We start from the raw sequence: 12,791 nt of genomic DNA on the forward strand, positions 1-12,791 counted from the left end.
TTCGGGGGAATACCTAAAGATACAAAAAAGCCAACTAATTCGCAATACTTTGTGTATGAATTAGTTGGCTAATTTTATACTATTTACTGAATGTCCCTCTTTATGTTCAGACTTGCTACGCAATACGCTTGATACACCATGCCTACCAACCGGGAATATCCGCTGACCCCCGAATATCCGCTGACCCCAGATTTCTAATAACATAAAAGGATGTACCAATGTACATCCTTTTATGTGATCGCGACAGGATTCAAACCTGTAACCGGCTGATCCGTAGTCAGCTACTCTATTCAGTTGAGCTACGCGACCTTATTAATGGTGACCGCGACAGGATTCAAACCTGTAACCGGCTGATCCGTAGTCAGCTACTCTATTCAGTTGAGCTACGCGGCCATTCGTTTAACGGGTGCAAAGATACGTACTTTTTTTGATTCAGCAAACAAATGGAGAACTTTTTTCAAATTTTATTCGATAAAACGATAATTGAACAGTTGCCAACCGATGGTCAGCCCTACGTTCCATTCCCGTTTGGGTGAACTATAATGATTCACATACCCAGATATGGCTCCAAATGGCAGTTGACACACGATGGAAACTTCACCCATATATTCAAACGAAGAAAATGCCTTGCCATAATATGCTTTGTTTAAAGCATTCTTTTTGATAGGAAATATAGGCATAAAGCCATAGAATTCTGTCCGGAACTGAAACATGTCATTCAATATAAAAATAGGTTTGATGCCAGCAGCTATGTATTGATTGGCTCTGAAAGCATCGTTATACATCAGTTTGCTGTGTGGTGTAGGTGAAAAATCACATGCTTGCATCATGGTCGCCGTATAGTTTTCCGAGAAATTTTTCGATGAATACACAGATTCTGTCATCCATCCTAAAGTAAATTTCGAAGTAATAGGATGATAAGCTTCTTTCATGTATGAAATCTGCAACCATGATTGTTTTTCCAGCATAGAAGACTTGTCTTGGGTATTACCCGGAATAAATTTTTCTTTTCCTGTAAAAACTTGAGCTACCAGTTTTTCATAATATCCCCGTGTAGCGTACTGCTTAGCATTCAGTGTACTTCCATAGAATCCGATACTGCCTCCAAGCAGGTTGTAAACGCTTTGGTCGGCACGGTCTTCTTCAAAATTAATGATGCTGGTCTGATAATAATTGTCAGTAAGTTTGCCTATTCCGAAACTGAATTCAGCCCTTTTATTCGCCAGGAAAGGCAAGGAAATCATCAGCTTCAGAAACCGTTCATCTTTAGAGTTGAAAGAAGGCTGGTCGTTCTTGGAGAACAACTTGTCTTTCTTAAAGTAATCAAATGTGCTGATAGAAGCAATCAGACGATAAGAAGCAGGAATGAAAGTTGGAATATCGATTCTTGCCATGAATTGGGCATTATTATAAATCTTACCCAACTGACCGTCAAAAGCTATTTCTTTGGAATAGTAGTTCAGGTTCTGATAGCCCACCCCCAGATAAATTTGATTGGAACTGGTTGTAGACACACTTCCTCCCAGTTTTACGGAAAACTCATCTTCCATTTTAACCTTCAGATAGAGCTTGTAGTAACCGCTACGAGGATCATAAACAGCATGAGGGATGATTTCCGATATCATATTGTCGGATAGCAAGCGGAAATAACCTCGTTTCAGGTCTTCATAGGTAAAAACATCGTATGAATTGTCATGAAATTCTTTTCTGATATAGGCTTGCTGGCGTTCGTTGGCACCGTCAATGTATATGTCCCTAAAGCGCAGTTCGGGCAGCGTAGTTTTATAAACCATCCGTCTCAGCTTCACGTTCTCTGCGCTGACTCTACGATGAACCCGCATTTTAATGGAGTCCATCATGCTGATAGCTCTGTTATAACCAATATCATGCAGTTCCTGCAGGCGGTCGAAATCCAACAGGTTGACATCGTCATACTTGAAGTTCATAACCAAACCCAATGAATCGGGAATAGAGTAGTCGGTCTTCTGCATAATCATGTTTTCCAACTGGCTCATCAAATCGTTCTCTTGAGGCTTGCTGGGATTGGCTGCTACGGCACTGCCGATGATGAAATCCGGGTGGAAATCTTCGCGCATAATGTCGGTAGGGAAGTTGTTGTAAATGCCTCCATCGTAGGCCAACGTTCCGTCAATTTCAATGGGCTTGAACACAAACGGGAAACTCATGGAAGCACGTACCGCATCTCCCAAATCGCCGTTGCGCATCACAAGAGCCTGCTTGTTATACACATCGGAAGCTATGCAACGGAAAGGTACGAACAAATTGTTGAAATTACCGTTACAGGCCGCCGTGGCCCGGGCAAAGAGTTCAACGAACACCAGATTCATCTGTATGGGATTTACCATATTGGTAGGCAGCTTCAACGGACTGTTTTTCAGTGAGTCTTTCATAGAAAAACGCAAGTTGAAGAATTCAGGTGTAGGACGCCCCTTCCTGAAATAGTATTCATATTGAGATTCGACCTTTCCGGAATACCAACGTTTAAAATCGGGGGAACGCAATAAATCCTCCATTTCATCGGGAGAATATCCCATAGCATAGAGGGAACCGATAATGGCTCCCATAGATGTGCCGGCAATGTAGTCAATGGGAATGCCATTCTCTTCCAAAGCCCGTATGATTCCTATATGTGTCATTCCCTTAGCTCCACCTCCACTCAGTACGAGACCGACCTTTTGGGCGCGCATCGCAGGCAGAAGCATCAGGCAAAATATCCCAAACAGAAAAAATCTTTTCATGATTTTCAAAACATCAAAATCATTTTTTAATGCTCAAATATAAGGATTAGTTTCCAATGCGCCAACGACTTCTAGAAGATTTGCAAGGTTGTCCTATGAAAGTCGGATAAAAAAAGAAAGTGCTGCCCGCATTTTTCTGCTTGCAGCACTTTCTTAATTTTGCAGGATTCGCTCCTGTTTCTTTATTTTATGAGTTCAATGCTTCGTTTTACGAAATTAGACAACGCCTCACCTTTCAGCATACCGTTCTGAAGCAACGCCAGGTCTATCAACTGGTGAACGACCTTGTTCTTGGAAGCATAATCGCCATAAATCTGCTCTTTTTGCTTCTTCAGATTCTCCAATTTCCCATCCAAGGCTTCCATCTCGTCCTTCTCGGCGGTAGGAATCTCATCGGCCTTCTTACCTTCCTGCTTCTTCTTCAATTCGTCCCGCTGCTTGTTCAGGTTATCCATTTCGCCCTGTACGGTTCCAACTTCAGCTGCACATTCTTTGTTTTCGTCGGCCAGAATTCCTTTAATCAGAACGTGATCCGAGTTAAGCACCAGGTTATACATGTCCGGCATCTCACCATAGAAACTCATGCCGGCCTGAATATTGGCCATTTCTTTCATACGCCTCATATACTCGCTTTGCGTAATCATGACAGGAGTAGCGCTTTCGCCTAATGATTGCGAAACAATGCTGAATTCGGTCTTGTCCATCTGGGGAAGCTGGCTCTTGAAGATAGATGTCAGAGCCTCCTGCTGGCCGGCTTCCAAGGTCTCGGCCTTCTTGTCCTCCTTCACAATCAGATTATCGATAACATCGGCATCCACACGGACAAAGCGTGATTTCTCAAACTTCTGCTCCAACATGCTCACTACCGCGATGTCGAGTTGGCCGTCCATCAAGAGCACATTGTAGCCTTTGTTCTTGGCCACATCAATATAGCTGTACTGCTCTTCTTTATTGTTGGCATAAAGATAAATCAGATTGCCATCCTTGTCGGTCTGATTGTCCTTGATGAGCGTCTTGTACTCGTCAAAGGTGTAATGCTTCCCGTCGGCATCCGTAAACAGGGCAAAGTCCTTGGCCCTGTCGTAGAAGTCTTCCTGAGTCAACATTCCGTAGTGGATGAAAATCTTCAGGTCGTCCCATTTCTCCTCGAACTGTTTGCGGTCGTTCTTGAAGATGGATTGCAAACGGTCGGATACCTTCTTGGTGATGTAAGTCGAAATCTTCTTCACATTGGCATCGCTCTGCAGGTAGGAACGAGATACATTCAGCGGAATGTCCGGAGAATCGAGTACACCATGCAGCAGGGTCAGGAAATCAGGTACAATGCCTTCTACCGAATCGGTCACATACACCTGGTTGCAATAGAGCTGTATCTTGTTCTTGGTCAGTTCGATGTTGTTCTTGATTTTCGGGAAGTAGAGAATACCCGTCAGGTGGAACGGATAATCCACGTTCAGATGAATCCAGAACAATGGTTCGTCTGACATCGGGTAAAGTTCACGATAGAACTTCTTGTAGTCTTCATCCTTCAGTTCACTGGGTTTCAAGGTCCAGATGGGTGCTACGTCGTTGATGATGTTGTCCTCGGATGTTTCCACCTGCTTACCGTCTTTCCATTCCTTCTTCTTGCCAAAAGCAATGGGAATGGGGAGGAAGCTGCAATACTTCTTCAACAGCGCAGAAATGCGCGGCTCTTCCAGGAACTCCTTACAATCGTCGTCAATGTAGAGCACGATGTCTGTACCGCGGTCAGCCTTGTCCGTATCCTCGATAGAGAACTCAGGACTTCCGTCGCACGTCCACTTCACAGCCTGTGCGCCTTCCTTATAGGACTTGGTGATGATTTCCACCTTCTTGGCTACCATAAAGGCGGAGTAGAAGCCCAGGCCGAAGTGTCCGATGATGGCATTGGCATCGTTCTTATACTTCTCAAGGAAGTCGTTGGCACCCGAGAAGGCTATCTGGTTGATATATTTGTCTATTTCTTCGGCTGTTAGTCCAAGTCCACGGTCGGAAACCGTGATAGTGTCCTTGCCCAATGATACATGGATGGTCAGGTCACCCAGTTCACCGTTATACTCGCCGATAGAGGCCAGCGTCTTCAGCTTTTGGGTGGCATCGACTGCATTGGACACTAATTCGCGAAGAAAAATCTCATGATCGCTGTACAAGAATTTTTTGATTACGGGGAAGATGTTTTCTGTAGTTACCCCAATATTGCCTTTTTGCATAATTACTAATTGGTTTTAATCGTTAATTGCTTTCTGTCAAACAAAAAAAATGCCAGCCTTGTAGAGACTGACATTTTGGCGCTTTCACAGAAAAAGCATATTACATTTTGGCAATATCCAACTTGTCACCTTCCTTATTATAGGAAACACGAATGGTGTCTCCGGCCACCAATGTGGAAGAAATGATGAGTTCGGACAATCCGTCTTCCAGATAGTTCTGGATTGCACGCTTCAGCGGACGGGCTCCGAACTGCACATCGTATCCCTTGGAGGCGATGAATTTCTTGGCTTCGTCGTCAATAGTCAGTTTGTAACCTATATTTTCAATGCGGTCATACAATCCTTTCAACTCGATGTCAATGATTCGGGTTATGGCATCCAGTGAGAGCTGGTCGAACGTAATGATTTCGTCAATACGGTTCAGGAACTCCGGTGCAAAAGACTTGTTCAGAGCCTTCTGTATCACGCCATTGGAATAGTCCTTGTCGTCCACGCGATTTTGCGCGGCAAATCCTATACCTCGACCGAAGTCCTTCAACTGGCGCGTGCCGACATTGGAGGTCATGATGATGACCGTATTCTTGAAGTCCACTGTCCTGCCATAACTGTCTGTCAGGCGGCCTTCGTCCATCACCTGGAGCAGCAGGTTGAACACGTCTGGATGGGCCTTCTCAATCTCGTCGAGCAATACGATGGAATAGGGCTTGCGACGCACTTTCTCGGTAAGCTGACCGCCTTCCTCATAGCCGACGTAGCCCGGAGGTGCTCCGACCAGGCGGGAAACCGTAAACTTCTCCATGAATTCGCTCATGTCAATACGTATCAGGGCATCGGTAGAACCAAACATATATTTTGCCAACTGCTTGGCCAGGTGCGTCTTGCCCACACCAGTCGGCCCAAGAAACATAAACGTGCCGATGGGACGGTTCGGATCCTTCAAGCCTACGCGGCTGCGCAGAATGGCCTTCGTCAGTTTCTCGATGGCGGCGTCCTGAGCAATCACCAGCGACTGTAGTTTCTCCTTCATGCCGGCCAAACGGGCACCTTCATCCTGTGCCATACGCTGTACAGGTATGCCTGACATCATAGACACCACTTTGGCAATTTCTTCTTCGCCCACGACCTGCCTTTCCTCTTTCAGGCTCGCTTCCCATTCTTCTTTCATCACGGCCAGACGGGACGAAAGTTCCTTTTCGCGGTCGCGATAACTGGCTGCCAACTCAAAATTCTGCGATTTCACCGCTTCAGACTTCTGCTGCCGGGCTTCCTCTATCAGCTTTTCCTGTTCTTCAATGCTCTTAGGCACATTGATATTGGTCAGATGTACGCGCGAACCAGCTTCGTCCAAAGCGTCGATAGCCTTGTCAGGGAAATTGCGGTCGGTGATGTAGCGGTCTGCCAACTTGACACATGCCTCTATCGCTTCATCCGTATAGGTGACATTGTGGTGGTTCTCGTACTTTTCCTTGATGTTTTTCAGAATCTGCAAGGTCTCTTCCGCTGTAGTAGGCTCCACAATAATCTTCTGGAAACGACGCTCCAGGGCTCCGTCCTTCTCAATATTCTTTCTGTATTCATCCAAAGTTGTAGCACCGATGCACTGAATCTCGCCGCGGGCCAAGGCAGGTTTCAGCATGTTTGCCGCATCCATACTGCCTGCGGCCGCTCCAGCACCCACGATGGTATGTATCTCGTCTATAAACAGAATGACGTTGGGGTTCTTCTGCAACTCGTTGATAATGGAGCGGATGCGTTCCTCGAACTGGCCGCGGTACTTGGTGCCTGCGACCACAGAAGCCATATCGAGCATGACAACCCGTTTGTCAAACAAAATACGCGAGACTTTTTTCTGTACGATGCGCAAAGCCAGTCCCTCAACAATGGCCGACTTGCCGACACCGGGCTCGCCAATCAGCACGGGATTGTTCTTCTTGCGTCGGCTCAGAATCTGGGCCAGGCGCTCAATCTCCCGTTCACGGCCTACAACAGGATCCAACTTACCTTCGGCAGCTGCCATTGTAATATCCGTACCAAAATTGTCCAGCACAGGGGTGTCGTTGTCCGGCTTTCGGGATGCAGTCTGTGCCGATGAGAACATGCCTCCAGCATTGCGGCCGCTATCTTGTCCGGACCGGGACATGTTCATTTCCTCGTCGTCTTCATCGTCCTCTGAAAACATGCCGGCATTCGGATTGGCCGATTTCTTTGTAAGCAGTTCAAATACGGACTGATAAGTCACATAATTGTCCAAAAGGACTTCGGCAGCCATATTGCTCTCGTCCTTCAGAATGGCCAGCAGCAAATGTTCCGTATCGGCCTGCTCGTTTTTCAGCAGACGGGCTTCGAGGATACACATTTTTAGTATCCGTGATGCTGAAGGTGAGAACGAAATTTCTCCGTCATTCAGCAGATTATCGTCTTCGGCGTCCTTCAGTTGTTCCTCAAGGCGCTTCTTGATTTGGTTCAGGTTTGCATCGAGTTTCGTCAGCACTTCCACTGCCTTACCACCACCATCCCTCAGGATGCCGAGCAGCAGGTGTTCCGGTCCAATAATGCTGTTTCCCAGTCTATTGGCTTCTTCCTTACTATAAGTCAATACGTCAGAAACTCTTTGTGAAAATTGGTTGTTCATTGATTTTCTCCTTCATGTTTGGGTTATATCCGTGACAAAGATACACATTTTTATGAGTATGTGTACAATGCCGTTTCCAAATATTCTACAAATCTTGTGCCAATTTTCCGACTACGGATGGAAGCTTCATTTTTTTGAAAGGCAAACTGTTATAAAAACCGAATAAATGTATACAAAAAGATATATAATTCGTTTTTTTGAACGACACGTATATTTTTCGAAGATGACAAAATAGGATGAAAAATGGCAGAAAATGCAAGATGAAATCCCGTAGAATCGCATGTTGGCCATCGTCACATCGTTTCCTGTGTAGAAGAACAGGGCTTTTTAAAGGTGAGAAGATGGCTTTTGGGTGACAATAACATCCTATTTCGGCCTTATAAACGTCGACTTTAGACTCCCAAAGAGGGGTGATGGACCTTGAAAAAGGAGGGTGCCACGTATTCTTTCTCATCTTTCCATGCGTTTCCTGTCTAGTTTAAATGTAAATATTTCGCTATCTGATTGTGTATGAACAAACTAGCCGTTTTCCGCTTTAAAAAATCTCACAGCCCTCTACTTCAGGCCGAAAAAAGCGATTCTAAGCAGATTAAGAAATCAAAGTGTCAGATTGTCAAATCGAAGCTAAAGAAGGTTTCGAATGAATACCAGTCTATACCTTTTTTATTATATAAGATATCATGAAAAACAGTTGTTTTCTTCTTTCCACCGGAAATACGACGAGGACTTTACCGAGCTTTCTCACGAAAAACTTTCTTTCCGAAATGTTTTCGTATGTCGTAAAAAAGCAGTACTTTAGCATGGTTTTTCACAAGCCATGCAATGTATAATTAATAATCTTCCTAAATGCTTGAACAAGACAGAATTATAAAGATTAACATCGAGGAGGAAATGAAGTCATCCTACATTGACTACTCCATGTCGGTCATTGTTTCGCGTGCCCTTCCGGATGTTAGAGACGGTTTTAAACCAGTACACCGAAGAATTCTTTTCGGTATGATGGGATTGGGAAACACATCAGACAAACCTTATAAAAAATCGGCCAGAGTAGTAGGCGAAGTGCTGGGTAAATATCACCCGCATGGCGACTCGTCCGTTTACGGAGCTTTGGTCCGCATGGCACAGCCTTGGGCCATGCGCTACATGCTGGTAGACGGACAAGGCAACTATGGTTCGGTAGACGGCGACAGTGCTGCAGCAATGCGTTATACCGAATGCCGCCTTCAGAAAATCGGTGAAGACATGATGCAGGACATCGACAAGGAAACGGTGGACATGCAAAACAACTTCGACGACTCTTTGCAGGAGCCGACCGTAATGCCGACCCGCATTCCGAACCTGCTGGTAAATGGTGCTTCGGGTATTGCTGTTGGTATGGCAACCAATATGCCGACCCATAACCTGACCGAAGTCATCAACGCCTGCGTGGCCTACGTGGACAACAACGATATTGATATCGAAGAACTGATGACATACATCAAGGCTCCCGACTTTCCGACAGGAGGCTATATCTATGGCATGAGCGGTGTGCGCGAGGCCTATCTCACAGGGCGCGGACGTGTAGTGATGCGCGCCAAAGCCGAGATTGAAACCGGAGCTACTCACGACAAGATTGTAGTGACAGAGATTCCCTACGGGGTCAACAAGGCAGAGCTGATTAAGTCTATCGCCGATCTGGCCAATGAAAAGAAGATAGAAGGCATATCCAACGCCAACGATGAATCGGACCGCGAGGGTATGCGCATCGTCATCGACGTGAAGAGGGATGCCAACGCCAGCGTAGTACTGAACAAGTTATACAAGATGACGCAGTTGCAGACATCTTTCGGTGTCAACAACGTGGCATTGGTTCACGGACGCCCACGTCTGCTGAACCTGAAAGACCTGATTAAATATTTCATCGAACACCGTCATGATGTTGTCATTCGCCGTACCAAATTTGATTTGCGGAAGGCCAAGGAACGTGCGCATATCTTGGAAGGATTGATTATCGCTTCGGACAATATTGACGAAGTTATCAAGATTATCCGTGCAGCTCAAACCCCCAACGATGCCATTACAGGCTTGATGGAAAGATTTGAATTGACCGAAATCCAGAGCCGTGCCATTGTCGAGATGCGTCTGCGCCAACTCACAGGACTGATGCAAGACCAGTTGCATGCTGAATATGAAGAGATTCAGAAACAGATTGCTTATTTGGAAGAAATTCTGGTGAACGATGAACTTTGCCGCAAAGTCATCAAGGACGAGCTTATCGAGGTAAGGGATAAATATGGCGACGAGCGCCGTTCTGAGATCGTATATTCATCTGAAGAATTCAATCCTGAAGACTTCTATTCGGACGATGAAATGATTATCACCATCTCTCACATGGGCTACATCAAACGTACTCCCTTGTGTGAATTCCGTGCACAAAACAGGGGTGGGGTAGGTTCCAAGGGAACAGAAACTCGCGACGAGGATTTCGTGGAGCATATCTATCCGGCAACCATGCACAACACCATGATGTTCTTCACCCAAAAGGGCAAGTGCTATTGGCTGAAAGTTTATGAAATTCCCGAAGGTACAAAGAACTCCAAAGGACGTGCCATCCAGAACCTGCTGAACATTGATTCGGACGATGCGGTGAATGCTTATCTGCGTGTAAAGAACTTGAACGACGAGGAATTCATCAACAGCCATTATGTCGTATTCTGTACGAAAAACGGCATTATCAAGAAGACTGTACTCGAACAGTATTCTCGCCCGCGGCAGAATGGCGTCAATGCCATCTCCATTCGCGAAGATGACCGTGTAATAGAGGTACGCATGACCAATGGTGAAAACGAAATCATCATTGCCAACCGCAACGGCCGTGCTATCCGTTTCAACGAAAACGCAGTCCGCCCTATGGGACGTACCGCTACGGGAGTACGCGGTATCACATTGGACGAAGACGGTCAAGACGAAGTTGTAGGCATGATTTGCATTAAGGACCCTGAAACCGAAACAATTATGGTTGTTTCTGAGCAAGGATACGGAAAACGTTCGGACATAGAAGATTATCGCAAAACCAACCGAGGTGGAAAAGGTGTCAAGACTCTGAATATCACTGAAAAGACAGGAAAATTGGTGACAATCAAATCTGTAACAGACGAGAACGACTTGATGATTATCAACAAATCGGGTATCACCATCCGTCTGAAAGTGGCCGACGTGCGTATCATGGGTCGAGCTACACAAGGAGTACGGTTAATCAATCTTGAGAAAAGAAACGATGAAATCGGATCTGTATGTAAAGTCACATCAGAAAATGTAGACGTTGAAACCGAAGATACTGAAAACAATGGAAATGTCTTGTCAGAGGATAGCAACGCTGAAAAAACTGAGAACCGCCGTCCGATAGAAAAAGGATTGTTTGACGATGAGTTATTTGAAAACGAAGAATAGACATAATATTAATTTAAAATTTTCTACAATCATGAAAAAAGTACTATTTTCAATGTGTTTATTGCTGGCTGCAGGCTTTACCTTTGCCCAGGAAAAGGCAGTTAAGGAAGCCAAAAGCATAGCCAATGGAACCAATCCGGATTTTGCCAAAGCTGAACAGCTGATTCAAGGAGCCTTGACAAATCCTGAGACGAAAGATGATCCTGCTACATGGGACGTTGCCGGATTTATTCAAAGAAGAAGAAGTGAGAAAGAGATGGAAAATGCTTTCTTGAGAAAGCCTTATGACACTCTGCAAGTTTATAACAGTGCACTGAACATGTGCAAATACTTCTTGAAATGCGATGAACTGGCTCAAATTCCTAATGAGAAGGGTAAGATTAAAAACAAATACAGAAAATCAAATGCCGCAACCATGATGGGCGAACGTGGCAATCTGATTAACGGTGGTATCCAGTACTTCAATATGGCTACCAGCAAAACAGATCAGGAAGCAAAGGATCTCAATGCAAAAGCTTTGGATTTCTTCGCAACTTACATTGATGTAGCAGCAAGCCCCATGCTTGAGAAAGAGAACCTGTTGCAGACAGACACTGTATTACCCCAAATCGCTTATTATGCCAGCTTGGCAGCTGCCAAAAATGAAGATTATCCTAATGTATTGAAGTATGCTCCTTACGCTAAAAATGATAAGGAAGTAGGTAAATACGCAATGGAATTCATCTCAACGGCATTGAAGGCTCAAGGTGACACTGTAAAATGGATTGCCTCTTTGCAGGAAGGTATCCAAAAGTACCCTGACCACGCATTTTTCTTCGGTCACTTGATTGACTATTACAGCAGCAACAACAAGTATGATGAAGCTATGCAGTTTGCTGACAATATGCTGGCCAAAGACCCCAACAATACTTTCTATTTGTATGTAAAGGGTTATCTGTATCACAACATGTATAGCGTGCTTAAAGAACAGAACAAAGCGCAGGAAGCAGCCGACGCATTGAACAAGAGTATTGAATTCTATCAAAAAACAACGGAAGTAGACCCTAATTACGCAGAAGCCTATTCAAATTTGGGTCTGGTTTACTGCTTGCAAGCTCAAGACTTCTCTGAGAATGCTACTACAGACGTAAATGATCCGAAATACAAAGAAGACCAGGCAACTTTGAAAACTTTCTACGAAAAGGCAAAACCTTGCTATGAAAAGGCAAGAGCTCTGAAACCCGACCAGAAAGATTTGTGGTTGAACGGTTTGTATCGTGTTTATTACAACTTGGATATGGGACCTGAATTCAAAGAAATTGAAGATATGATGCAATAATAAGTTCAATTGAAAAAAAGAAAAAACAGCTTCAAATTCCTTTGCTGGGATTTGAAGCTGTTTTTTTACCAATTATAGTCAATGAATAACTGAAGAATTATCGTTATGGACCGAATTCCAGCGTGTACGCGCCGGAATCCTTCAGGGAATATTCCGATATCAAGAAGGCATATTACCTCACCATGAGGCTGGGACTCATCTTCCATCAGTGCAGACAAAGGGATGTGGCGCTGACAAGGCTTGCCAGGTGGTATGACAAAGTGGAGAAATCTGGTTTCCTGGCATTCTGGAGGGTGGCACGTTCCATACAGACACATTATCCGACCTGAGTTTTGGATAAGAAATGTGCCTGAAAATTAGTTAGAATGCTCAATTATATGTATCTTTATAGTGTGAAAATCAAAACGATAGCATATAATTAT

5 protein-coding genes, 2 tRNA genes and 1 pseudogene are annotated in these 12,791 nt (G+C 44.7%); 3 read left to right on the plus strand and 5 right to left on the minus strand.

Going from position 1 to position 12,791, the window contains the following annotated elements:
- Nucleotides 1–235: 235 nt before the first annotated feature.
- The 5 genes from Q1Y74_RS10665 to Q1Y74_RS10685 all read right to left on the minus strand — a co-directional run bounded on the left by Q1Y74_RS10665 (nucleotide 236) and on the right by Q1Y74_RS10685 (nucleotide 7,622).
- Nucleotides 236–309, minus strand: a tRNA-Arg gene (locus Q1Y74_RS10665).
- A gap of 7 nt (nucleotides 310–316) precedes the next feature.
- Nucleotides 317–393, minus strand: a tRNA-Arg gene (locus Q1Y74_RS10670).
- Between the two features lie 71 nt (nucleotides 394–464).
- Nucleotides 465–2,759, minus strand: a complete 2,295-nt coding sequence (locus tag Q1Y74_RS10675; protein WP_300814308.1) for a patatin-like phospholipase family protein — start codon at nucleotides 2,757–2,759, stop codon at nucleotides 465–467.
- Between the two features lie 182 nt (nucleotides 2,760–2,941).
- Complete coding sequence (gene htpG, locus Q1Y74_RS10680) at nucleotides 2,942–4,990, minus strand: molecular chaperone HtpG (RefSeq protein WP_300814303.1); 2,049 nt, start codon at nucleotides 4,988–4,990, stop codon at nucleotides 2,942–2,944.
- Between the two features lie 100 nt (nucleotides 4,991–5,090).
- Nucleotides 5,091–7,622 (minus strand): ATP-dependent Clp protease ATP-binding subunit, encoded by a 2,532-nt coding sequence (locus tag Q1Y74_RS10685; protein ID WP_300814305.1) that lies wholly within the window; start codon nucleotides 7,620–7,622, stop codon nucleotides 5,091–5,093.
- 846 nt (nucleotides 7,623–8,468) lie between these two features.
- Here Q1Y74_RS10685 and gyrA point away from each other — a divergent pair.
- The 3 genes and pseudogenes from gyrA to Q1Y74_RS10700 all read left to right on the plus strand — a co-directional run.
- On the plus strand, nucleotides 8,469–11,051 hold the full coding sequence (gene gyrA / locus Q1Y74_RS10690) for a DNA gyrase subunit A (protein WP_300814306.1): 2,583 nt from the start codon (nucleotides 8,469–8,471) through the stop codon (nucleotides 11,049–11,051).
- A 31-nt stretch (nucleotides 11,052–11,082) separates the two neighbouring features.
- Nucleotides 11,083–12,369: a tetratricopeptide repeat protein gene (locus Q1Y74_RS10695; protein WP_300814307.1), complete on the plus strand. Its 1,287-nt coding sequence runs from the start codon at nucleotides 11,083–11,085 to the stop codon at nucleotides 12,367–12,369.
- An 85-nt stretch (nucleotides 12,370–12,454) separates the two neighbouring features.
- Nucleotides 12,455–12,689, plus strand: a pseudogene (locus Q1Y74_RS10700) (transposase); the annotation flags it as partial.
- Between the last annotated feature and the right edge of the window lie 102 nt (nucleotides 12,690–12,791).

It is taken from the genome of uncultured Bacteroides sp., from assembly GCF_949298305.1.
Taxonomy (GTDB): Bacteria; Bacteroidota; Bacteroidia; order Bacteroidales; family Bacteroidaceae; genus Bacteroides.